Here is a 23,253-nt window from a genome sequence, read left to right as displayed (position 1 = left end):
TCCTTACGACCAGTTGACTGACAAGACACGGGGCCTCTCGGTCTTCATCGTCGATCTGAGAGCGGCAAAGGGCAAGATCGAAGTGAAGCCGCTCGATCTCATGATCAACCACCACACCAACGCGCTTTTCTTCGACGGCCTGGAAGTCCCGGCGGAGAATCTCATCGGCGAGGAAGGCAAGGGCTTCCGCTACATCATCGACGGCTGGAACGCCGAGCGGATTCTCGTCGCCGCCCAGGCGATCGGCGACGGCCGCTGGTTCATCGAGCGGGCCTCGAGCTATGCCAAGGAGCGCGTCGTCTTCGGCCGCCCGATCGGCGCGAACCAGGGGATTCAATTTCCCATCGCCCAGGCCTATGCCCGCATCGAAGCGGCGGACCTCGTTCGCTTTCAGGCGGCGACCAAGTTCGACCGCAAAGAGCGCTGCGGCGCGGAGGCGAACATGGCGAAGTTTTTGGCTTCGGAAGCCGCGTGGGAAGCGGCCAACGCCTGTCTCACGACCTACGGCGGTTACGGGTTCGCGTCGGAGTACGACGTCGAACGAAAGTTCCGCGAGACGCGCCTTCTCACCATCGCCCCGGTCAGCAACAATCTCGTGCTCGCCTACCTGGCGCAGCACGTTCTGGGAATGCCGAAGTCCTACTGAATCTTTCCACGGACATGATCGTTTCGACCACGGTCGCTTCCCTTCTGGAGCGAAAATTTTGCCATTTGAAATCTGAGATATGAGATTCTGAGCGAAGCGAAGACATGAACATCAAGCTCACCGTCGAATACGACGGCACCGCTTACTGCGGCTGGCAGGCGCAGCCGAACGGCAGGGCGATTCAAGAGGTCGTCGAGCAGGGACTGGAAAAAATCCTCGGCGCCGCCGTTCGCCTCAACGCTTCCGGCCGGACCGACGCCGGGGTGCACGCGTTGGGGCAGGTGGCGAATTTCATTCATGACGCCGAGGTTGATTTATGGCGTCTGCAGCGAGGGCTGAACGCGGTCACGCCGGAAGACATCGTAATCAGGAAAGTTGAGGTTGCCCCGGACTCTTTCGACGCGCGGAGAGACGCACGCGCACGCCGGTATCAATACCGCATCTGGAACGACCGTTGGCCGCCGGCGATCCTGCGCCGCTTCTCCTGGCACGTCCACGACCCGCTGGACCTCGCCGCGATGCAACAGGCGATCCGCGATCTCGAAGGCGAGCACGATTTCGCCTCGTTCCAGGCCGCCGGCTGCGATGCGGCGCATTCGGTCCGGCGCATCGATCGGAACGCGCTCGCGCGCGAGGGGGAGTTGCTGCTCTACGACGTCGAGGCGAACGCGTTTCTCCGCCACATGGTGCGCAACATCGTCGGCACGCTCGTTGAAGTGGGCCGGCGCGAGCGCGCGCCCGCTTCGTTCGCCGAGCTGTTGAGAGCCAAGGACCGGACTCAGGCGGGTCCAACCGCGCCGCCGCAGGGTTTGTTTCTGATGGAAGTGCGGTATGAAGAAGGGATGAAGGATGAGGGATGAAGGATGAAAAAGCTCAAGGTTGCGGCGGCGGTCTTGCTGCTTATCATCGTGGTTTTTTTCTCGCAGATACGCCTTGGGTTTCTCACCGCGCTGTTTCTCTGGGACATGCTCGACGGAAGCACGGTCCACTCTCCCGAGCGCGGCAAGCTTGCATGGGTGACGGCGGCTCCGGAGAAAAAGCGCCTTGAAATTCCCAAGGGCAAGCAAAAAATCCCGGCGGATCTTTACTATCATCCGGGAAAAGAGAAGCGCGCGGCGATCCTCTTGACCCATGGCATCATCGAGGACGGCAAAGACGACCCGCGATTGATCCGCTTCGCCCTTTCTCTGGCGCGCGTAGGTTTCATCGTCCTCGTGCCGGACCTCAAAGGAATGAGGTCGTTTCGCGTTCTGTTCAGCGACGTGGACGACATCGTCGCTTCCTTCCGTCATCTCGCTGCGCTGAACGAAATCGTGGATGAGACCAAGATGGGGCTCATGGGCTTCAGCTACGCCGCCGGTCCGACGATCATGGCGGCGGCTGACGCCGGTCTCCGAGGCCGGGTTAAATTCCTCGTCTCCTTCGGCGGCTACTACGATCCGGTGAACGTCATTCGCTTCATCACGACCGGCGCTTACGAGTACGGCGACGAAAAAGGCTTCCTCCAGCCCGAGCCTTACGGCAAATGGGTCTTTTTCATGAACAACGTCGATTACGTCGACAACGACAAAGACCGGAAGGTTCTCAGAGAGATATTCAAAAACGAGCAGATGAACGCCGCCGCGAATGTTGCTTCTCTGCTGGCGCAACTGAGCCCGCAAGGAAAATATCTCTACGAGCTTTTGATCAACAAAGATCCGGCGCGGGTGGAAGATCTCGTCAAGAAGATCGATCCGCGAGTGCAGGATTTTCTCCGCAAGCTTTCCATGGCGCCGTTGGTTCCATCGATCCGCGCCCGCTTCATCATCGGCCACGGCAGCACCGACCCGTTGATCCCATACACTGAAAGCCTGCGGCTGGCGGACGCGGTCAAAGACAAGAGCAAAGTCCACGTGGCGGTGCTGAGGCTCTTCACCCACGTCGACCCAACGCAAAGGAGCTTTTCCGCCAAAGAATTTTTCGCCGTCTATCTGCCCTCGGTGTTTCAGTTCTACGCCCTGGTGTACGATCTCCTCAGCCAGCAGAACTGATTGACACGATTCGAGCCTTCCTTATATAGCTTGGCCTAACTCAATCTGTTCGGAGGAATTACCCATGATGCCGTCGCACGATGCTTTCTACGATGTTTTCTCCAAGGGGAAAAAGATCAAGATCCAATGGCCGAACGGCGCCCGTCTGGCCGTGACGCTCGCGGGTAATTTGGAGGCCTGGACGGAAACGCCCGACCCGAAGCACAGGAGAACTCATCACGTCGGCGGCTCCAATCCGATCACCGCCGAAGACGTCCGTTGCAAGTACGACTTCAGGACGGCGAGCGAGAATGATTACGGCGGGAGAACCGGAATCTGGCGCATACTCAGGATTCTCAAGAAGCACGGGCTCAGGGCTTCGTTCAATATCAACGGCCTGGCGGCGATCAAGTATCCTGAGGCGGTGAAGGAAATTCATGCGCAAGGACATGAGATCGTCGGCCACAATTACGCCGAAGACGTTCAGTCGATCCATCTCACCCGGGAGCAGGAGCGCGAAGAGATCAGGACGTGCGTCAAGATTTTTCAGGATCTCGTCGGCGCGCGGCCTTACGGCTCTCTGTCTTCCGGGATGCGCCACACGGAACACACTTTGGAATTGCTCGCCGAGGAGGGGTTTCTCTGGCACGGCGATGCGGTCAACGACGATGCGCCGTATTTGATCGACGTGAAAGGGAAGACGATTGTCGAAGTTCCTTACCGCAACGCCATCAGCGGTCTCAACGACACCGGCATGTACCGCCGCGGCATCACGGCGCGCGATTTATTCGGCGCCTTCAAGGACGAATTCGACATGCTCTACCAAGAGTCCGCGGAGGAACCCAAGATGCTCACGATGGCGATGCACTGCCAGATGGCTTTTCCCGCTACGGGCAAGGTGTACGATGAGTCGGTTCAGTACGCCAAGTCTTTCCCCGAGGTCTGGTTCGCGCGCCGGATCGACGTTGTGAGGTGGATTTTGGATCATCGCTAAGCTAGGGAGGTGACCCGCCATGAGAAGGCCGTCGTTCATTTTCCTTATTCCACTCGTTCTCTGGTGGCTGAGTTTTCCCGCCGCCGCGGAAACCATCAAGGCGGGCTACGTATCCCGCGACCTGAACTATCTCCCGTTTTTCATCGCTCAGAAGAAAGGCTTCTATGGCCAGGAGGGAATCGCGGTCGATCTCGTCAGCATCGGGCGCGCCGATCTCCAGCTCCAAGCCCTGGTGACCGGAGATCTTCATTTCGCTCTCATCAATCCCGACGGCATCATCGTCTTGAACGAAAAAGGCGCGAACCTGAAGGTGGTAGCGGGCTCGAGCAACGCGGCGCCTTATCTTCTCATCGGCGGGAAGAACGCCAAGAGGATCGAGGATCTGAGAGGCGCGCGGCTCGGCGTCGCGAGTCTCAAAGGGGGCGCGACATCCATTTTGCTGAGTTACCTGAAAAGCAAAGGGCTTCAGTATCCGCGCGACTTCAGCCTCGCCGTGATCGCTGGCGGCACGCCGGCGCGATTAAGCGCGCTCGAAAGCGGCGCGGTGGCGGGAGCGGTTCTCGGCGTCCCGTTCGCCGATATCGCGATCGATCGGGGTTTCAATAAACTGGGCGACACGACGGAGGTCATTTCCACCTATCAGTTCAATTCCATCAACGTGAATCCCGCCTGGGCCGAGAAGAACCGCGTCAGCGTCGTCAAATTCGTCAAAGCGCACATCCGGAGCCTGCGTTGGATCTACGAACAGCCGGCCCAGGCGGCGGATTTTCTCACGAAAGAATTAGGCCTCAAGCCGCCGTACGCTGAGAAGGGAATCGACTATTACATCAAGAACCGCGTCTATCCCGCCGACGGCGCAGTCACGCTCGAAGGATTGAAGATCAACGTCGAGGTCCAGATGCAGGACGGTCTCATCAAGGACCCCGCGCCCCCGCCCGAGAAATTCGCCGACCTGAGCTACCTCAAACAGGCGCAAAAAGAATTGGGGCTTTAGCCCGCGCCCGGAAACCCGCCGCAACCGAGCCTTGCGCTGCCTCGCCCGGCTGGATATTATGATTTTTCCGGAGGAGAAACTTGCATGGCAAAAGGGCGCACGCTCTACGACAAGGTTTGGGATTCGCACGCCGTCGACATCCTGCCAACGGGGCAGACACAGCTCTTCGTCGGGCTTCATCTGATCCACGAGATCACCACCGCCCCGGCGTTCGATATGCTGCGGGAAAAAGGCATGGACGTAGCTTTTCCCGAGCGCACTTTTGCCACCGTCGATCACATCGTTCCCACCGACGTGCGCACGCGCCCGTTTCTGGATTCCCAGGCCGAGGAGTTGACCCGGGTGCTGGAAAAAAACGTCGGCGAGTTCGGCATCGATTTTTTCGGCCTGGACAGCGACAAGCAGGGTATCGTTCACGTCATCGGTCCTCAGCTCGGTCTCACGCAACCCGGCATGACGCTGGCGTGCGGCGACAGCCATACCAGCACGCACGGCGCGTTCGGCACGTTGGCCTTCGGCATCGGCACGAGTCAGGTGCGCGACGTTCTCGCCACGCAGACGCTGGCGATGGACCGGCTCAAGGTGCGGAGAATCAACGTTGACGGTTCGTTGGCTCAAGGCGTTTACGCCAAGGACGTGATTCTCAACATCATCCGCAAGCTCGGCGTCGCCGGCGGCAAGGGATTCGCGTACGAGTACGGGGACGCGGTGATCGACAGGATGAGCATGGAAGAGCGCATGACCGTCTGCAACATGAGCATCGAGGGCGGCGCTCTGGTCGGCTACGTCAACCCGGACAGAACCACCTTCGAGTTTTTGAAAGGAAGACCGTACGTCCCGAAGGGCGCGGATTTCGAGCGCGCCGTGGCTTATTGGAAATCGGTCGCCTCGGATGCCGACGTGAGCTACGACGATGTGGTCAGCATGAACGGGTCGGATATCGAGCCGACCGTCACCTGGGGAATCAATCCGGGTCAGTCGGTCGGCATCTCGGAGAAACTGCCGCGTCCCGAAGGTTTTCCCGATCCCGAAGGGGCGAGGAAAGCCTATGAGCACATGGGCTGGAAGCCGGGGAGTCCGATTCTGGGAACGCCGATCGACGTGGCGTTCGTCGGCTCGTGCACGAATTCGCGGTTGAGCGACCTCCGCGCCGCGGCCGCGATCGCCAAGGGAAGAAAAGTCCACGCCGGTATTCGCGCGCTCGTCGTGCCGGGATCGGCCGAGGTAAAGGCGCTGGCGGAAAAAGAAGGGCTGCATCAAATTTTCACCCAGGCGGGATTCGAGTGGCGCGCCGCCGGCTGTTCGATGTGTCTCGCGATGAACCCCGATAAATTGCAGGGAAGAGAGATCTGCGCTTCCTCGTCGAACCGCAATTTCATCGGTCGGCAGGGAAGCCCCGGCGGGCGGACTCTGTTGATGAGTCCCGCGATGGTCGCCGCGGCGGCGCTCAGCGGAAAAGTCGTGGACGTCCGCGAATATCTCCAATAACCCTCGCCCTTTTCCCTCCCTGGAAGGGAGAGGATAAAGGAGAGGATCGAAAGACAATATCGAGTATGAGCAACGAATCGAAAATAATCCGCGTCGCCAGCCGCGCGGTTCCGGTTAGGGGCAACGATATCGACACCGACCGCATCGTCCCGGCGCGCTACTTGAAAGAGGCGACCTTCGCGCGCATGGGGGAGTATCCCTTTTTTGACGAGAGGTTCGACGCCGCGGGCAAGCCGAAGCCGCATCCATTCAACGACGACAGGTTCAAGGGAGCGTCGATCTTGCTGGTCAATAAAAATTTCGGCTGCGGCTCCTCGCGGGAGCACGCGCCCCAGGCGCTTCATCGATTCGGCATTCACGCGATCGTGGGCGAATCCTTCGCCGCGATTTTCGCGGGCAATTGCGTGATGCTGGGAATTCCCGCCGTCACCGTCGGCGAACGGGAGATAGAAGAGCTGATGGGGTTGACGGAGTCCGATCCGCAAGCGCGATTTACCCTCGATATTGAAAAGAAGACCCTCTCTTATGCCGGCGGAAAATCCCTGCCCGTCGCCATTCCGGAAACCTCCCGCCAAGCGCTGCTCGAAGGATCGTGGGACTCCACCGCGATGCTGCGCTTCAACTTGAGTAAAGTAAAAGCGGTCGCGGCGAAGCTGCCCTATATGACCGGCTTTGGGAGTTGAGTGAAGACCGACTTTTTTCTTCTCCGATTTCTTCTCGTCATCTCGATAGGTCTCGGCTACGTGCTCGGCTCTGCCGCCGACACGCAGTCGCCGTTTGAGAACTATGCTCCCCGTTTTCGTCCCTTTGACCGCGGAGAGAAGGCCACCTACCGCGCTACCTGGATGGGCGTGCCGGTAGCCGAGACGGAGATTGAGAGCCGGCCGGTCACGTTGGACGGCAAGAAATACTATCATGTCACGGTCAAGGCGGAATCGTGGCGCTACCTGGATTTCATCTTTAAGATGCGAGACAGGATCGAGTCCACGTTCGACGCCGAGACTCTTCATCCGCGCCGGTTTGTTTTCATCCAGCGGGAAAACAAGAAAGTCATCGATACGATCGCCGAGATAGATCCCGCCACGCACAAATGGGTGGTCCGGCGCAAGGAGAACAAGCGGCGCAAGGATTTCGAATTCGTATCGCCGTACACGCTGGATACGATCTCGGCCGTTTACCTGGCCCGCAGTCTCGATTTCAAAGTCGGGGATCACTTTCGCCTCGAAGTCTTCGGCGGCAAGAGCCGCTACCTCGTCACGTTGGATGTGGCGGGTAGAGAACGGGTAAGGACGAGCCAGGGTGAATTCGACGCCTACAAGATTATTCCGAGGGTGGCCGACCTGAGCAAGTCCGGATATGCGAAGCGGTTCCGCGAGGGGATCATGTGGATCACGGCGGACGAAAAACGACTCCCCGTCAAGATGTCCGCGCAAGTATTCGTCGGCAGCGTCAATATCGAGATGACCGAAGGAAAGGGTTGAGATGGCAGGCAGGCGCGATTGATGGTATATTACGCTACAAGGAACCGCGGATGAAAAAGAAAATCCTCCTGGTGGAAGACAACCCGGCAACGATCGACGTGGTTCAGAAGGAGCTTGAGTTCCTGGGTTACGAGGCCATCACCGCCGACGATGGGAAGAAGGCCGTCGAGATGGCGGCCTCCCAGATGCCCGACCTGATCATCATGGATATCTCGCTGCCCAAGCTGGACGGCTTCGAGGCGGCTGCTATGATCCGCAAAAATCCCAAGACGAAAGCGATCCCCATCCTTGCCGCCACGGCGCGCGCATTGCCCGGCGACCGGGAAAAATGCATTCAAGTCGGCTGCAACGACTACATCGCCAAACCTTTCACCCATCGCGAGCTGGGCGCCGCTCTGAAAAAACTTTTGAAGGAATAGGATTGCGACCCGCCAAATCGGCCGCAGTCTCCGCCGCGGGCCCGGCGACCCATGACCGGGAAATCATCGATTATGCCGAAGGTGGTTATTTACACCACGCAGATTTGCCCGTACTGCATTTGGGCCAAAGCCCTGCTCCGCACCAAGCAAGTCGATTTTGAGGAGATCGACGTGAGTCGCGATCCGCGCCTTCAGGACGAGTTGCGGCAACGCTCGGGCCGTCGAACGGTTCCGCAGATTTTCATCGATGACCAATCCGTGGGAGGATACGACGAGTTGCGGGAGCTCGATACAGCGGGGGAGCTGGATGCTCTTTTGGGAATCGGCAATTCAAAAAACGAAGATTGAAATCGGCGTACCGCGAAATCTTGGATCGGGCGGCGGGAAATGGAGGCGGCGAGCGGATTCGAACCGCTGCATCGAGGTTTTGCAGACCTCTCCCTTAACCACTTGGGTACGCCGCCATGATTTAGGTGTAACATAGATTTTCATTTTCTTTCAAGCTTTTGCCGAAATGATTGACAACCCGGCGCGGAACAAGTAATTACTCACGAAGAATCGGGAGTTAACAAAAATGGCTACGATGATCACAAGCGAGTGCATCAACTGTGGGGCCTGCGAGCCGGAGTGTCCCAACAACGCGATCAGCCAAGGCGAAGAAATCTACGTCATCGATCCTCTGTTGTGCACCGAGTGCGTCGGCTTTCATGACTATGAAGCCTGTGCCGCTGTTTGCCCCGTGGACTGCTGCGTGACCGACCCTAATAATATCGAGAGCGAAGCGGTGTTGATCGCGCGGGCCAAAGAGCTGCATCACGACGTCGCCTTCGGAGAAAATTTCGAATCGCGTTTCCGTAAGGAAGCCGCAGTGGCGGCGGCGCCAGCGACCGAGCAGCCTGCAAAGACTCCCGCAAAAACGCCCACGGCGCCGCCGGCCGCAGCGCCGCGGTCCGCTGCGGCGCCAACCGCAGCGGCGTCAAAGCCTAAGCCCGCGGCGCCGCCGGCTCCGGCTCAAATCGCCAAGCCGCCCAAAGCCGAAAAGCATTTTCCCGGAGAGCTGCCGGGAAGTTTCAACGAAGTTTTTTCCCGCTTTAGGAAGGAGGGGCCGCTCACGCGACCGCTCTGGCGAGCGGCGATTTTTTTGTTGCAGCCGGTTCTGGGCGCTCTGCCCCATGCGACTAAGCAGGAATTGGAGGCCGCCGTCGGAAGTCCGGTTGCGTTCACCGCCGCCGGCGCGACGGCTCTCAACATCCTGCACAATGTCGTTCTCTATCCTGTGTTTCTCATGTGCGCCGGCGCGGCGGTCAATGGAGTCGACATTGTCTTCAGCCAACAAATCAACGGTTATATTCTCCTCGGGGTGTTGTTGGGAGTCATTGAAGGCGCTTATCGCCTGCGCGAGGGGATTTTCCACGCTAAGCCGGCGGATGAGCTGGTGTTCCGGGCCGCGATCTATGGGGTTCCGCTCGCCTATGTATTGCGCCCTCTGCTCGAGCGGCAGGCCGGAGTGATTCGAAGCCTGCCGATTCCCGTCGATGGATTTTACGAGAGGGGATTCGTCGAGAAATTGGAGCGCGAGAGGCGCTACGGTAACGTGTACACGCTTCAAGACTGGGGAGGCGCCTATTTTCTCAGAATGGAATTCCCGACTAAGGTGCCGGATATCGGTCTTCCGATAAGGTCCACGATTCCCGACGACATGCCCGATTATGATTACGACCTGGCGCTGAAAGATGGACATTTTGTTATCAAGGGAAGAGTTACCGATGAACGGATCAGAAAGATCTCCAGCAGTGTCGGGGCTTTCCCGCCTGAATTCACGACGGTGATCCCGCTTGAAGAACGGATTGAAGGATTTTCCCACCGTTTTGCCGATAAGCTTTTGGAGATTCTGCTTCTCAAACAGCCGAGGAGCGCCGTTCAGGGAAGTCGACAGTTGTAAGAACGAGCTGAACGTGGAACGGCTGGTCGAAAAACCAACGGAGGCCGCTGAGGCCGCGGGATTTTCCGGCTCACTTGCCGGAGTCCGGTTCAGGCCGATGAACTCGTCAGATCTATCGGAGGTGATCGAGATCGAGCGCGCCTCGTTCGCCTATCCGTGGAGCACGAATTTTTTTCTCCAGGAGCTCAAAGTAAACTGCGCGCGGTCGCTTCTCGCGGTCGTCGGCGACAAGCCGGTCGGGTACGTCATTTACTGGATGCTCCAGCATGAAATCGACGTTCACAACCTGGCGGTGCATCCGGCATACCGCCGGCACGGGATAGGCAAGGCGTTGCTCGAGGCGGTCATCGAAGAAGCGCGCCGCCAGGGGGCGAGCCAGGTGACCTTGGAGGTAAGAAAATCCAACGAAGCGGCACAAAAGCTTTATCAGGCTCTGGGTTTTTCGGCCAAGGGTGTGCGCACAGCGTACTACTCCGACGACGGCGAGGACGCCCTGATCATGGCGTTGGAATTGAACGACTCGGTTTGATCGTCACCAAAATCAGCCGTCATCGATCGCTTGCCTATTATCTTCTAACTTGCTAAGAACTATAATGATTTTTGTTAATCCCCCACGCCCTTGACTGAGGCGGCGAGATTGGTGTATGGTTTAAGTGCACTCAATAACTTAATAGCGGTCCGTAGTTTAGGGCCGCTAATTTTTTTGCACCATCGCTACCGGGTAGGACGGATTGTGGTCGCGCTAGAAGTAACGTGCGAGCCGTTGATGCTCACCAGCCGATTGAACCCTCCCTGCCAAAGTTATTGCTTCCCAATCGACCCCGGCCACACAATTTTCAGCCCTCGACAGCGGCGAATGTGCTGCGGCAATCTCAACCTTAGGAGGGAACATGTTTAGAGTCGGCGAGAAGGTAGTGTATCCCGCTCATGGGGTGGGTCAGATCGAAGCGATTCGCACCCAGGTGATCTCAGGAACGGAAAAGCGATTTTACATGCTGCGCATTCTCGATAGCGACATGAAGATCATGATTCCGGTGGACAATGTTGAATCCGTCGGGCTGCGCAAAGTGATCGACAGAAACATGGTGTCGCAGGTCTACAAAGTCTTGCGCCAGAAAAAAGTCGAGGCCGACCAGCAGACGTGGAACCGCCGCTATCGCGAATACACGGAGAAGATCAAAACCGGCTCTATTTTAGAAATCGCCACGGTGCTGCGCGATCTATTCGTCTTGAAAGGCGACAAGGAACTATCCTTCGGCGAGCGCAAGATGCTCGATACGGCGAAGAACCTCCTGGTCAAAGAGCTCTCGATCGCCCGCTCGCATTCCGAGGACAAGATCATGGAGGAGCTGCGCCATATCTTCACTCATTGATTGGCCGTTGACGGAATGAAGTTGTAAGGGCCGGGAGGAATCATCTCTCGGCCCTTTGTTTTTTAAGGATCGACATGCGTGTCAATGCAGTCATTGTCGCGGCCGGCGAAGGAAAAAGAATGGGCGGCGAGCTCCCGAAGGCTCTGATCGCGCTCGCCGGACGGCCGCTGATTCTTCACACGCTCGATCGGTTCGCCCGATCGCAAGTACGAAAAGTGATTCTGGTCGCGCCGGAAAAACAACGGAAGGACTTTGAGCAGCTCATAGTGACCGACCGCGATCTCGGCCGTCTTGAATGTGTCTTGGAATCCGGCGGCCCCAGGCGCCAGGATTCGGTCGGGCGCGGACTGAATCGGTTGGACGACGATTGCGAGGTCGTCGTCATCCACGATGGCGCGCGCCCTCTAATTTCGCCGGCCATCATCGATCGGTGCGTCGAGCTCGCGCTCAAAGAGGGCGCGGCCGTGGTTGGAGTGCCGGCCAAGGATACGATCAAAGTCGTTTCGGCATCGCGCCGGATCGAGTCGACTCCAGCGAGGAACTCTTTATGGGAGATCCAGACGCCGCAGGCATTTCGCGTCGAGATCATTCGCGAAGCGCACCGCCGCGCGGCACAAGACGGAATCGAAGCGACCGACGACGCGATGCTGGTGGAGCGTCTGGGAAAAACCGTCGCCGTGCTCGAAGGCGCGCGGAGCAACCTGAAGATTACGACGCCGGAAGATCTCTTGATCGCAGAAGCGCTGATTCGCGCGGGACGAGTTTAAGCGGTCTTCTTTGCCAGCGACTCGTTCATGCTGCCGGTGCGGTAGCCTTCAAGATCGAGGCTGACAAAGGTAAAGCCGATTTCCTTGAATCGTTGGACGATCTGCTCCCGGATCTCTCTCTCGAAGAGACGGTCGATTTCCTCGACCGCGACTTCGATGCGCGCCAGCTCGCCGTGATAGCGCACGCGAAACTCCCTGAAGCCGAGATCTTTGAGGACCCTTTCACACGCTCCGATCTTCCCCAGCCTCTCCACGTTGATCTCGGTGCCGTAGGGGAAGCGCGAAGAGAGACAAGCGATGGCGGGTTTGTCCCATGACGGGAGCCCGAGATCGCGGCTTGAGCGGCGAATTTCCTCTTTGGTCATTCCTGCTTCGACCAGGGGGTGACCGATGCGCCATTCCTTCGCCGCCTTGAGTCCGGGACGGTGATCTTTCAAGTCGTCGAGATTGGTTCCATCCACGACCACGGAAAATCCCAGGCGGTCGGCCTCCGACCGGCAGATGCGGTAGAGCTCATCCTTGCAAAAATAACAGCGATTGGCGGAATTCTGAGAAAAAGCCGGATTGTCGAGCTCGTGCGAATCGACGACGATGTGCCGGCATCCGATAATGCCCGCGAGCTCCCGCGCCGCTTCCAGCTCTCCCGGAGGGGCGGTCGGAGACGAGGCGGTCAGACCGACCACGCGATCCCCCATTACCATCTGAGCGACTTTCAGAAGAAAAGTTGAGTCGACGCCGCCGGAGAAGGCGACCAGGAGGCCGTTTGCAGCACGCAGATTTTCTTTCAATGCTTCGAGCTTTGCGCTCATTGCCGCTCGTTGAAGATGTCCGTGCTGAGATAATGCTCGCCTTTGTCCGCAAAGACGGTGACGACGACGCGGCCTTTTCCCAGGTTTTTGGCGACTTGGAGCGCGGCGGCGCAGGCGGCGCCGGAGGAAATTCCCACGAGGATGCCTTCCTCCTGTGCCAGCTTGCGCGTGTGCGATATGGCGTCTTCGTCGCTGACGGTCAAGATTTCGTCGATGACCTGGCGGTTCAAGACGGCCGGAACGAAGCCGGCGCCGATGCCCTGGATTTTATGAAATCCCGGCTCTCCGCCCGAGATGACCGGAGACGCGGCCGGCTCGACGGCGCAGATTCTAACGCCTTTCATTTTTTCCTTGAGCACCTCGCCGACGCCGGTAATGGTTCCGCCGGTGCCGACTCCCGAGACAAAGGCGTCGATCTGCTTGAATTGTTCGAGCAGCTCGACGGCCGTGGTGCGCCGGTGCGCTTCCGGATTCGCCGGGTTGTTGAATTGCTGCGGCATGAAATAGTCCGGGTGCTCGAGCAGCAGCTCCTCGGCCTTGCGGATCGCGCCGCCCATCCCTTTGGTGTCGGGAGTCAAAATGATTCTCGCGCCGTAGGCGGCGAGCAGGCTGCGTCTCTCTTCGCTCATCGTATCGGGCATGGTGAGAATCAAACGATACCCTTTAACCGCGGCGACCAGCGCGAGGCCGATGCCGGTGTTGCCGCTGGTCGGCTCCACGATCGTGGCGCCCGGCTTGAGCCGTTGTTCGCGCTCCGCCGCTTCGATCATGCTGAGACATATCCGGTCTTTGACCGAGCCCCCGGGATTGAAGGACTCGAGCTTCGCCCAAATGTCGGCGTCGTTCTTGCCGGGAAGATTTCTTAATTTGACGACGGGGGTGGAGCCGATGAGGTCGAGAATCGATCGGGCGCCGTTTAAGCTTGCCACAATTTGTGTGCTCTCATTTCGTCGGGAGAGAAGATTCGACTGAACTTCCCTGTATGCTATATTCTGACCGTTGGAAAGTCAATAAAATACCGGGAGCGAGGGATCGTTGGAAAAAATTCTGGTTCTTTTTCCCGGCGCGCTGGGGGATTTTATCTGTTTTCTTCCGGCGCTCGAGTTCCTGGCGCGGAATCGAAGCGTGGATCTATTCGCCCGCGCGGAATATGCGGATCTACTACCGCCGGTAATTCACGTCAGCTCGGTCGAGCGCCGCGAGATCAGTCGGCTTTTTGTCGGTAGCGCCGGGCGGGACGAAGCGCTCAGGCGGTTCTTCGATTCGTACCAGTCGATTTATTCCTGGACGGGGAGCGGCGATCGGAACTTCGCGACGAGTATCGAGGTTCTTGCCGGCGGTAGAGCAAAGTTGTTCCCTTTCCGGCCGGTCGATTCCATCATCCATATCTCGGATTATTACCTCGGTTGCGTGGGGGGAAAGCCGGCGGGCGAATTCATTCCGATCGTACCGTTGCGGCGCGAGGCGCTCTTTTGGGGACGGAACTGGCTCAGTGAGCGCGGCTTCGCGGGCAAAAAAATTCTCGCGCTGGCGCCGGGCAGCGGCGCGCGAGAAAAAAATTGGCCCGGAGAATTTTTCCGCGAGGTCGAAAGATGGTGGCGGGAGAGCGGGGGCGAAAGCTTCGTGATCTTCGGTCCGGCCGAAGAGGAATGGTTTGAAGATCGTGATTGGCGCGGAGCGAACGTCGCCCGCCATCTGGAGCTGGGAAAAATCGCCGCGCTGCTTTCACTGTCCGATCTCTATCTGGGAAACGACAGCGGCCTGACGCATTTGGCCGCGGCCGTCTGCGCCGACGCGGTCGCGCTTTTTGGGCCGACGGATCCGGGAGAATGGGCGCCGCGGGGCCGCCGGGCGGCGGTCGTAAGCCGGAACGTCGAGTGCTCTCCTTGCCCTGGTCCGGTGATGAAAAGTTGCCCGCACCGCAAATGTCTGACCCAATTGACGCCGGAAGCCGTCATCGGTTTTCTTCGGAATTTTGCGCGCGAGAACGCGAATTTACCTGCGCGGCACGCTTCTTGACAAGGGGGTATGCAGGCATTACAGTTCATCTGTGCTCGCAGAGTCGCTGCGGCGGAAGCGGTCGATACAGGAGAATAAAACAAGATGTCGAACTCCCTAAAAACAGCGCTGCTTTTGGGCCTGATGACCGGAATCATCCTCTGGATCGGACAGCTTTTCGGCGGCCCGCAAGGCATGATGATCGCGTTTGTCTTCTCGCTTCTCCTTAATTTCGGCAGTTACTGGTTTTCCGATAAGATCGTTCTCGCCATGTACCGTGCGCGGGAGGCGAGCGAAGCCGAAGCGCCGGAACTGCATGCAATCGTCCACGATATCGCGCTCCGCGCCGGTATTCCGATGCCTCGTCTCTACATCATTCCGGACGAGTCTCCCAACGCCTTCGCCACGGGAAGAAATCCCGAGCATGCGGTGGTCGCCGTCACCGAGGGGATTCTAAAGATCATGAATCGCGAGGAGTTGGAAGGCGTGCTGGCGCACGAGATCTCGCACGTAAAAAACCGCGATATCCTGATCGGCAGCATCGCCGCCGCGCTCGCGGGCGTCATCATGATGCTCGCGAACATGGCGCGGTTCGCGGCAATCTTTGGCGGCGCGAGGGACCGGGACGAAGACGGCGGCGGCGGAATTCTCGGGCTGATTTTTATGTCGATCGTGGCGCCCATCGCGGCGATGATCATTCAAATGGCCATCTCCCGCTCGAGAGAGTTCATGGCCGACTCCACCGGGGCCAAGACCGTGGGGAATCCTCTCGGTCTGGCATCGGCGTTGGCCAAGCTGGAGCGCGCCAAGGAAATCGTCCCTATGGAAGCGCGCCCGGAGACTGCCCATATGTTTATCGTGAATCCTCTTTCGGGCCGGTCGTTACTCGGCCTCTTCAGCACTCACCCACCGATCGAGGAGAGGATCGCGCGGCTCCGCGCCATGGCGCGTTAAGAACTGTTCGGCAAGCGACGAACGGACGCCGACGGCGGCGTGTTCCGGCGGTTTCTTTTTTCTCCAAAATTAACAGGAGGCTTTCATGGCTGAAGAGGGAGAAAAAGGCGAAGGCAAGGGATTCAAGGTAGCCGACCGGCGCAGGTTCTCGCCTGAAACCGGAGAGCCGCGCGAAGCGGCTGCCACGGCAGAGGGGCGATCGGAGGCCGAGGAGCCGCGGAACGACGAGATCCGGGGCGAAGCGCAAAACCAATCGAAAGACGAAGCCAACGCCCAGCTGCCTGAAATCAACTTCTCGACCTTCGTCATCAGTTTGAGCACGCAGGCTTTGATGCATTTAGGCGAGATCGCTGATCCGACGTCGGGCAAGGTCGAAAGCAATTTGCCGGTGGCCAAGCAGATGATCGATATCATCGGCGTGCTCAAGGATAAAACCCGCGGCAATCTCGATCCCGGAGAACAGCAGCTCATGGAAGACGTGCTGTATGATCTCCGGATGCGCTACGTGGAAGCGGTGAAGAAGAAAAAATAGGAGTTGTGATGGAAGAGAAGAGGATCTGGAACCGGCAGGTAAGGGTGAAGGTGCTGTTCATCGTGGCGGTGGTTTCTTTGTTGGCCGGACTGGGGGTGAGCGGAGGACTGGATTGGTTCGCCGGCACGCGGCTGGTCAATCTGTGGGGCGGGACCGCGAACCCAGAGGCTGCCCGGTCGATTGTCACGCCGCAGGGATTGCCCGACTTCGTCACCCTGGCGAAGCAGTTGAGTCCAGTCGTGGTCAACGTCTCGACGACTCAAGTCAGTCAAGGCGGCGGCCAGGGATTCGAAAGCCCATTCGGCGGCGGCGAAGAAGATCCGTTCGGCGATTTTTGGCGGCGATTCTTCGGCGGGCCGGGTCCGCGCGGCCCGTTTCGGCAAAAGAGTCTCGGCTCGGGTTTTATTATCGACAAGGACGGCTCTATTCTCACCAACCATCACGTCGTGGACAACGCGCAAAAAATCATCGTGAAGCTGGCCGACGAAAGGGAGTTCGAAGCCAAGGTGATCGGCAAGGATCCCAAGACCGACGTCGCCGTGATCAAGATCAACGCCAAAGACAACTTTCAAGTGGCCGCGTTGGGAGATTCGGACCGGCTCGAGGTCGGCGAGTGGGTGATGGCGATCGGCAATCCTTTCGGCCTGGACAACACTGTGACCTCCGGCATCGTGAGCGCCAAGGGACGGCACATCGGCGGTCCCTACGACAATTTCATTCAGACCGACGCCTCCATCAACCCGGGAAACTCCGGCGGGCCCCTGATCAACCTCCGCGGCGAAGTGGTCGGCATCAACTCGGCGATCTACAGCCGGTCCGGCGGCAACATCGGGATCGGCTTCGCCATTCCCATCAACCTGGTAAAAGAGCTGTTGCCGCAACTCAAAGGCAAGGGGAAGGTAACCCGCGGCTATCTCGGTGTGCTCATCCAGAGGGTTACGCCAGAGATCGCCGAGTCGCTCGGAATGGACCGGCCCAGAGGGGCGCTGGTGGCCGATGTCACTAAAGGCGGCCCGGCTGAAACCGCGGGAATCAAAGTCGGCGACGTCATCACCGAGTTCGACGGGAAGGAAATCAAAGACTCCAACGAGCTTCCTATCGTCGTCGCCCGCACCGCCGTGGATAAAAAAGTTCGCGTGAAATTGGTGCGGGACAAAAAGGAGATCGCGCTGACGATCCCCGTCGGCGAAATGAAAGACGAGGAAGTGGTCGCTTCCACCGCGGAAAAAGGCGAGCTCGGCCTGACGGTTCAGCAAGTGACGCCGCAGGTCGCCGAGAGCCTCGGCCTCGAGCGCGCCGAAGGCGTGGTGATCACCGCGGTGGAGCCGGGGAGCCCGGCGGACGACGCAGGGCTGCGCCGCGGGGACATTATCTTGGAAGTTGATCGGAAGGCCGTCCGCAAGGTGGCCGATTTCCGCAAGGCCGCGGGCGAGATCAAGAAGGGCAAGGGAGTTCTCTTCCTGGTGCGGCGCGGAGAGAACACGCTGTTCCTCGCGCTCAAGCCGTCAAAATAAATATCCATCGAAAAGGTGGCTCAATCGGAAAAGAGGATCGAGTCGGTTTTACTCGATCCTCTTTTTATTGTTTTCGAAAGGCGTTACACTCAAGGCTGATTCATCGCCGGGGAAACTCAGTTGAAGAAGACCCGTTTGCCGTCGCGTAAAACCATCATTCTGTCATCTCTCGTCTTTATCGCCGTCGTTGCGGTTTTCAGCGCCTGGTACGTGAAACGCCTCGAAGGCACCGTCACGGCCAAGTTCGAAGGCCGCAAGTGGCAGTTTCCTTCCAAAATTTACTCGGACACCTATTTGCTCTACGCCGGGATGAATCTCCGCCGCGAGGATCTGACGGAGAAATTCCGCCGCCTCGGTTACAGGGAGACGAAGAGCGCGCCCGATGCCAAAGGCGAATACCGCTTCGGCAAAGACGGCGCCGTGGACGTCTACCTGCACGATTTCGCCTATCCGATGGAGAACTTCAAGGGATTTCCATTGCGCATCGCGCTTCAGGGCGCGGCCGTCGCGAGAATGGAAAATCTCGAGAACGGGCAGGAGCTGTTTTCTTTCGAGCTCGAGCCCGAGTTGATCAGCGGACTCTACGACCGCATCTGGGAAGAGAGGAGGCTCGTGAATCTGGCTGAAGTCCCCCCGTTGGTGGTGCGGGCGATCCTCTCGATCGAAGACGAGCGATTCTACCGCCATCGCGGCATCGATCCGATCGCCATCCTGCGCGCCTCCTTGGCCAATCTGCGCAGTGGCGGCGTCGTCCAGGGCGGCAGCACCTTGACGCAGCAGTTGATGAAGAACTTTTTTCTCGGCGACGAGCGCAGCCTCAGGCGCAAGATCAAAGAGGCCATCATGGCGCTGATCGCCGAGCGTAAGTACTCCAAAGAAGAGATCCTGGAAAACTACCTCAATGAAATCTACCTGGGACAAAAGGGTACGCAGGGGATCTTCGGCGTCTCGGAGGCCGCGCAATTTTATTTCACCAAGGATCTCGAGCAATTGACGGTGGGAGAAACCGCCCTCATGGCCGGCCTGATCCGGGCCCCCAACCGCTATTCTCCGTATCGCAGCGTCGAGGCGGCGAAGCAGCGAAGAAACGTCGTGCTGGGGAAGATGCTGGACGACAAGCTGATCAGCCGGCGCCAGTACGACGCGGCGCTGAAAGAAGTGATTCCGCGGCGCGACCTGATCAAGGTGATCAACGACGCCCCTTATTACGTGGACTTTTTGAAGCGCGAGCTGGCGGAGAACTACGCGCAAGAGGTCCTCACCGCCGAAGGGTTGAGGATTTTCACCAGCCTCGACCTGCAACTGCAAAAAATGGCGGAAAAATCCCTGGCCGATGGGCTCAAACGCCTGGAGGAGACCTATGCCTATCTTCGCAAGCGCGGCGAAGGGGACCATCTCGAAGGCGCGATCGTCGTCATCAAGCCGCAAACCGGAGAGATCAAGGCGATGGTCGGCGGCAGGGATTATCAGAAATCCCAATTCAACCGCATCTTCCAGTCGAAACGCCAGCCCGGGTCGGTTTTCAAGCCGTTCGTTTATCTCGCCGCGCTCATGTACGGATCGGAGGGCAAGCGGTTCACTCCGGTGAGCCTGGTCGAAGACTCGGCCTTTACCTGGAGCTACGAAGGACAGGAATGGCAGCCGGCCAACTACCGCGATGAGTATTTCGGCACCGTGACTTTCCAAACCGCGCTGGAGCGGTCGCTCAACTCCGCGACTGCCCGCGTCGCGCGTGAAGTGGGGATCCGGCGCGTGCGCGACGTCGCCTATCGCCTCGGCATTCAAAGCCCGCTGCCGGCGTTTCCTTCGGTCGCACTTGGAGCGGCGGAAGTGACGCCGCTGGAAGTCGCGGTCGCGTTTTCCACTCTGGCCAACGGCGGCGTGCGTACCCAGCCGCTGGCGGTGAAGCAGATCATCGACCAGGAGAGCCGGGTATTGGAGAAGCGGGATATTCAGGTGGAAAAGGTGATAACCCCGCAGCTCGCTTTCATGATGAACTTCATGATGAAAGGCGTGCTCGACCGCGGCTCGGGACGCTCGGCGAGACTGCTCGGCTTCAACCGGCCGGCGGCGGGCAAGACCGGAACGACCAACGACACCAAGGACGCCTGGTTTGTAGGCTACACGCCCGACCTGCTTACCGTCGTGTGGGTCGGATTCGACAACGGAACCAAGCTCGGCTTGTCCGGAGCGCAAGCCGCGGTGCCGATCTGGACCGATTTTATGAAAAAGGCGACGGCGGGCACGCCGGCGACCGATTTCGCGCCGCCCGCGGGCATCAGGATGATGGACGTCGATCCGCTCACCGGTTACCGTGCGACGCCGAACTGCCCGACGGTCATTCAGGAAGCGTTTCTCGAAGGCGAGGAGCCGAGCGCCTATTGTCCACTCCATCCGTCGCCCTTGGCCGGATTTTTTTCCGCGCCGGCCGATTTTTTCTCCCGGATGGTATCGCCGCTCCTCGGAAGATAATCCATGGGTTTGAAGCGAATCCGGCGCGATTACGGAAATCACATGCTGCATCTTAGCATTGTGAGGATCTTCGCGCTGGCGATCGTGATGCTGGCGGCGCAAGGATGTCCGACGCAGACCGTGTATCGGCGGCCTTTGCCGCCGCCCTCGTCCGCGCAGCGCCCGCTGCCTCCAGCGTATCCGCCCTCGCCGGATTACTCTCCGCCGCCGCCTCAGGCGAGAGCGCCGATCGAGCGGGGACCTATCTATGAAGAAGATCTCAAGGAAAGACGCATAGCTCCGCCGCCGAGGTCCCAGCCAGAGACGTCGGCGCGGACATTGCCGCCGCAGGCGCCCTCACCGCCGCCGGCTCCGCCGCCTCTCCCCGAGGAGACTTCGCTGCTCGCCAAGATCACGCCGACGACTCCGCCGCAACGGGCCGCCTCGATTCGACTCACGGAAGAGGGCAGAAAACTTTTGGAATCCGGCGATCACGCGCGGGCGCTGTCGCGTCTGGAAAAAACCATCGCGATCGACTCCACCAACGCCTATGGCTATTATTTTTTGGCCAAGGCCCACGCATCGTTGGGCCGCCAGAACGAATCTCTCAGGTTTTTGGACGTTGCAGAGTCGTTGTTCAGCGGCGAGCCTTATTGGCTGGCGGAGGTGTTCGCCTTGAGAGGAGAAAACTACCGCATCCTCGGCTCCATCGACCGCGCCAGCAAGAGCTATTCGCAGGCGTTGCGGTTGAATCCGGGAAATCGTTTGGCCGCCGACGGGCTCGCCCGCATTCAGGAAGAGGGCCCGGGCCTGCGCTGAGATTGAAAGTCAAGCCGATGGTCGTCCTGGGCGTAGAGACTTCGTGCGACGATACGGCGGCGGCCGTGCTCGTCGACGGCCGCCGGGTAGCGGCCAATGTGGTTTCATCCCAGGACGAAATTCATAGTCCTTACGGCGGTGTCGTGCCGGAGCTCGCGTCGCGCCAGCACGTGCGCCACATTTTGCCGATCATCGACGGCGCGCTCGCCCAGGCGGGCGTCGCTCTCAACGATCTGGACGGCATCGCGGTCACGCGCGGCCCGGGACTGGTGGGCTCGCTGCTGGTCGGTCTCTCGGTTATCAAAGGCATATCGTATCGCTGGCGCATCCCCTACGTCGGCGTGAACCATCTCGAGGCGCACCTGCTGGCGATTTTTCTCGACCGCGAGATTTCTTTTCCTTACCTTTCGCTGCTGGCCTCGGGCGGCCACACGCTGCTTTATCTCGTCCGCGATTTTGGTGATTATCGATTTCTCGGCGGCACCCGCGACGACGCCGCCGGAGAAGCTTACGACAAGGTCGCCAAGATGATGGGGCTCGGCTACCCCGGCGGCAGAGTGATCGACCAACTGGCGAAGAACGGCGATCCCCATGCGATCGCGTTTCCCCGCGCGCGCTTGAAAAAAAACTCGTATGAGTTCAGCTTCAGCGGAGTCAAGACCGCCGTTTGGCATTACCTCAAAGAGCGCGACCGGTGCGAATGGGAAGCCCGCAAGGCCGACATCGCCGCGAGTTTTCAGGAAGCCGTTGTGGACATGCTGGTGGCGCCGACGCTTCGCGCGGCAACTGATCTCGACGTCAAGCGCATCGTGCTTGCCGGCGGCGTCGCGGCGAACAGCCGGCTGCGCGAAAAAATGGCGGCGGCGGCGCGCGCCGAGGGCGTGGAGGTCCATTTTCCTCCTCCCGCTCTCTGCACGGACAACGGCGCGATGATCGCGCTCGCCGGTTACCACTCGCTGAAACGCGGAAAGAGGGACGATTTTCGCCTCAACGCCGACGCCGATCTCACGCTCTAGCAGGCGCCACAAAGACTCCTATTCCGTCCGGCCGAGCGGGGGTCTCTCTCCGGGCCGATGCGATACGTCCGTGTACGCGGCACGAGAGTTCTGAAAGAAATGTTGAAGTACGCTTGCTGCTTCTCGTCCAACGCATCGGTCCTTCGAGAAACCCCCGCTCGGTCGGTTATCATTTTATAGGGTAAGCTATGGCCACTCTTTACCAGGAAGCGCGCGCCGCGCTGAGAGACGCCGCCTTCGCACCCAAAAAACGTCTCGGACAAAATTTTCTCGTCCACGATCGCGTGCTCGAATCGATCCTGCGGCTCGTCGATCTGGCGCCTGAAGATGAGATCCTCGAGATCGGGCCCGGTCTGGGGTCGTTGACACGGCGGCTGGCCGAGCGCGCGCGCCGCGTCTGGGCCGTCGAGATCGACCGGTTTTTGGTCGAGAAGCTCCGCGCCGGCGATTTGGGCGCGCATCCCGCGCTGGAGCTGATCCACGGAGATATTTTGAAGCTTCCGTTGGAATCGATTCTGCCCGCGCATAAGATCAAGCTCGTGGCGAACCTGCCTTACAGCATCTCCACTCCGGTTCTGTTTCGCCTGTTCGAGCTGCGCGAGCGCTTTTCGTTTTTCGTCCTGATGGTCCAGCGCGAGGTGGCGGAGCGTATGGCGAGCGCCCCGGGGACGAAATCTTACGGCTCGCTCTCCGTCTGGTGCCAGGTGCATGGACGGATCGCCGCCAAAGTTCCAGTCGCTCCCGAAGCTTTCTTCCCCAGGCCCAAGGTCAGGTCGATGGTGCTGAAGATCGAGCTCCATCCCGAGCCTTTGGTTTCCGCAGACGAAGCTTCCGTGCTACAAGGCCTGGTGCGCGCCGCGTTCGGCCAGAGGAGAAAGACGCTGCAAAATAATCTCACGACCTGGTTGAAAATCGGCCGGGAAGAAGTTGACCGCTTGCTGCGCTCCCAGGGCATCGACCCGCGCCGCCGCGGCGAAACTCTAAGCGTGGAGGAATTTATCGGTCTCGCCCGGATCTTAAAAAGTTTTGAGCTGACGGCTGATAGCT

Annotated in this window: 23 protein-coding genes, 1 tRNA gene and 1 pseudogene; 22 read left to right on the top strand and 3 right to left on the bottom strand. The window is 59.2% G+C overall.

Annotation, left to right across the window (positions count from 1 at the left end; translation table 11 throughout):
- The 10 genes from VGL70_07735 to grxC all read left to right on the top strand — a co-directional run.
- Positions 1 to 646, top strand: a 646-nt coding sequence (locus VGL70_07735; GenBank protein HEY3303408.1) for an acyl-CoA dehydrogenase family protein, incomplete at its 5' end; no start/stop codon positions are given.
- Positions 647 to 750: 104 nt separating this feature from the next.
- Positions 751 to 1,506 (top strand): tRNA pseudouridine(38-40) synthase TruA, encoded by a 756-nt coding sequence (gene truA / locus VGL70_07730; protein HEY3303407.1) that lies wholly within the window; start codon positions 751 to 753, stop codon positions 1,504 to 1,506.
- A 3-nt stretch (positions 1,507 to 1,509) separates the two neighbouring features.
- On the top strand, positions 1,510 to 2,676 hold the full coding sequence (locus VGL70_07725) for a hypothetical protein (protein HEY3303406.1): 1,167 nt from the start codon (positions 1,510 to 1,512) through the stop codon (positions 2,674 to 2,676).
- Positions 2,677 to 2,740: 64 nt separating this feature from the next.
- Positions 2,741 to 3,649: a polysaccharide deacetylase family protein gene (locus VGL70_07720; protein HEY3303405.1), complete on the top strand. Its 909-nt coding sequence runs from the start codon at positions 2,741 to 2,743 to the stop codon at positions 3,647 to 3,649.
- Between the two features lie 19 nt (positions 3,650 to 3,668).
- Positions 3,669 to 4,643, top strand: coding sequence for an ABC transporter substrate-binding protein (locus VGL70_07715; GenBank protein HEY3303404.1), 975 nt, complete (start codon positions 3,669 to 3,671; stop codon positions 4,641 to 4,643).
- A gap of 84 nt (positions 4,644 to 4,727) precedes the next feature.
- Positions 4,728 to 6,131 (top strand): 3-isopropylmalate dehydratase large subunit, encoded by a 1,404-nt coding sequence (gene leuC / locus VGL70_07710; protein HEY3303403.1) that lies wholly within the window; start codon positions 4,728 to 4,730, stop codon positions 6,129 to 6,131.
- 65 nt (positions 6,132 to 6,196) lie between these two features.
- Entirely contained in the window at positions 6,197 to 6,814 is a 618-nt protein-coding gene (gene leuD, locus VGL70_07705) for a 3-isopropylmalate dehydratase small subunit (GenBank protein HEY3303402.1), read from the top strand.
- Positions 6,815 to 7,612, top strand: a complete 798-nt coding sequence (locus tag VGL70_07700) for a DUF3108 domain-containing protein (protein HEY3303401.1) — start codon at positions 6,815 to 6,817, stop codon at positions 7,610 to 7,612.
- Positions 7,613 to 7,662: 50 nt separating this feature from the next.
- Positions 7,663 to 8,031, top strand: a complete 369-nt coding sequence (locus VGL70_07695; GenBank protein HEY3303400.1) for a response regulator — start codon at positions 7,663 to 7,665, stop codon at positions 8,029 to 8,031.
- A 72-nt stretch (positions 8,032 to 8,103) separates the two neighbouring features.
- Positions 8,104 to 8,379 (top strand): glutaredoxin 3, encoded by a 276-nt coding sequence (gene grxC, locus VGL70_07690; protein HEY3303399.1) that lies wholly within the window; start codon positions 8,104 to 8,106, stop codon positions 8,377 to 8,379.
- A gap of 40 nt (positions 8,380 to 8,419) precedes the next feature.
- On the opposite strand, the gene VGL70_07685 is transcribed toward grxC, so the two are convergent.
- Positions 8,420 to 8,495: transfer RNA gene (locus VGL70_07685), tRNA-Cys, on the bottom strand.
- Positions 8,496 to 8,605: 110 nt separating this feature from the next.
- Here VGL70_07685 and VGL70_07680 point away from each other — a divergent pair.
- The 4 genes and pseudogenes from VGL70_07680 to ispD all read left to right on the top strand — a co-directional run bounded on the left by VGL70_07680 (position 8,606) and on the right by ispD (position 12,113).
- Positions 8,606 to 8,830, top strand: a pseudogene (locus tag VGL70_07680) (YfhL family 4Fe-4S dicluster ferredoxin).
- Between the two features lie 1,156 nt (positions 8,831 to 9,986).
- Positions 9,987 to 10,502 carry a ribosomal protein S18-alanine N-acetyltransferase gene (rimI, locus tag VGL70_07675; protein ID HEY3303398.1) on the top strand — a complete coding sequence of 172 codons (516 nt, stop codon included), beginning with the start codon at positions 9,987 to 9,989 and terminating at the stop codon, positions 10,500 to 10,502.
- Positions 10,503 to 10,863: 361 nt separating this feature from the next.
- The gene (locus tag VGL70_07670) at positions 10,864 to 11,346 is read left to right on the top strand and encodes a CarD family transcriptional regulator (GenBank protein HEY3303397.1); all 483 of its coding nucleotides are present in this window, start codon (positions 10,864 to 10,866) and stop codon (positions 11,344 to 11,346) included.
- A gap of 74 nt (positions 11,347 to 11,420) precedes the next feature.
- A complete protein-coding gene (gene ispD / locus VGL70_07665; protein HEY3303396.1) occupies positions 11,421 to 12,113 on the top strand; it encodes a 2-C-methyl-D-erythritol 4-phosphate cytidylyltransferase in 693 nt (230 codons plus the stop codon).
- Here the strand turns inward: ispD and larE are convergent.
- Together larE and cysK are read right to left on the bottom strand one after the other, a co-directional pair.
- Complete coding sequence (larE, locus tag VGL70_07660; GenBank protein HEY3303395.1) at positions 12,110 to 12,922, bottom strand: ATP-dependent sacrificial sulfur transferase LarE; 813 nt, start codon at positions 12,920 to 12,922, stop codon at positions 12,110 to 12,112. The two genes, ispD and larE, sit on opposite strands and share 4 nt — an antisense overlap.
- On the bottom strand, positions 12,919 to 13,851 hold the full coding sequence (gene cysK / locus VGL70_07655) for a cysteine synthase A (protein HEY3303394.1): 933 nt from the start codon (positions 13,849 to 13,851) through the stop codon (positions 12,919 to 12,921). Before cysK ends, larE begins: the two co-directional genes overlap by 4 nt.
- Positions 13,852 to 13,957: 106 nt before the next feature.
- Here cysK and VGL70_07650 point away from each other — a divergent pair, with 106 nt between their 5' ends.
- The 8 genes from VGL70_07650 to rsmA form a co-directional block, all read left to right on the top strand.
- The gene (locus tag VGL70_07650) at positions 13,958 to 14,941 is read left to right on the top strand and encodes a glycosyltransferase family 9 protein (protein ID HEY3303393.1); all 984 of its coding nucleotides are present in this window, start codon (positions 13,958 to 13,960) and stop codon (positions 14,939 to 14,941) included.
- Between the two features lie 84 nt (positions 14,942 to 15,025).
- Positions 15,026 to 15,874 carry a zinc metalloprotease HtpX gene (htpX, locus tag VGL70_07645; GenBank protein HEY3303392.1) on the top strand — a complete coding sequence of 283 codons (849 nt, stop codon included), beginning with the start codon at positions 15,026 to 15,028 and terminating at the stop codon, positions 15,872 to 15,874.
- An 85-nt stretch (positions 15,875 to 15,959) separates the two neighbouring features.
- Positions 15,960 to 16,406, top strand: a complete 447-nt coding sequence (locus tag VGL70_07640; protein HEY3303391.1) for a DUF1844 domain-containing protein — start codon at positions 15,960 to 15,962, stop codon at positions 16,404 to 16,406.
- Between the two features lie 8 nt (positions 16,407 to 16,414).
- On the top strand, positions 16,415 to 17,920 hold the full coding sequence (locus VGL70_07635) for a DegQ family serine endoprotease (GenBank protein HEY3303390.1): 1,506 nt from the start codon (positions 16,415 to 16,417) through the stop codon (positions 17,918 to 17,920).
- A gap of 120 nt (positions 17,921 to 18,040) precedes the next feature.
- Positions 18,041 to 20,392: a PBP1A family penicillin-binding protein gene (locus VGL70_07630; GenBank protein HEY3303389.1), complete on the top strand. Its 2,352-nt coding sequence runs from the start codon at positions 18,041 to 18,043 to the stop codon at positions 20,390 to 20,392.
- Between the two features lie 3 nt (positions 20,393 to 20,395).
- The gene (locus VGL70_07625; GenBank protein ID HEY3303388.1) at positions 20,396 to 21,190 is read left to right on the top strand and encodes a tetratricopeptide repeat protein; all 795 of its coding nucleotides are present in this window, start codon (positions 20,396 to 20,398) and stop codon (positions 21,188 to 21,190) included.
- A gap of 17 nt (positions 21,191 to 21,207) precedes the next feature.
- Positions 21,208 to 22,206 carry a tRNA (adenosine(37)-N6)-threonylcarbamoyltransferase complex transferase subunit TsaD gene (tsaD, locus tag VGL70_07620; protein HEY3303387.1) on the top strand — a complete coding sequence of 333 codons (999 nt, stop codon included), beginning with the start codon at positions 21,208 to 21,210 and terminating at the stop codon, positions 22,204 to 22,206.
- Positions 22,207 to 22,394: 188 nt separating this feature from the next.
- The coding region (gene rsmA / locus VGL70_07615; GenBank protein ID HEY3303386.1) for a 16S rRNA (adenine(1518)-N(6)/adenine(1519)-N(6))-dimethyltransferase RsmA at positions 22,395 to 23,253 on the top strand (859 nt) is incomplete at its 3' end.

This window comes from Candidatus Binatia bacterium, assembly GCA_036504975.1.
Classification (GTDB): domain Bacteria; phylum Desulfobacterota; class Binatia; order UBA9968; family UBA9968; genus JAJPJQ01.
The sequence above is the reverse complement of the archived record's forward strand: the minus strand, read 5'-3'. Positions and strand labels throughout refer to the sequence as shown.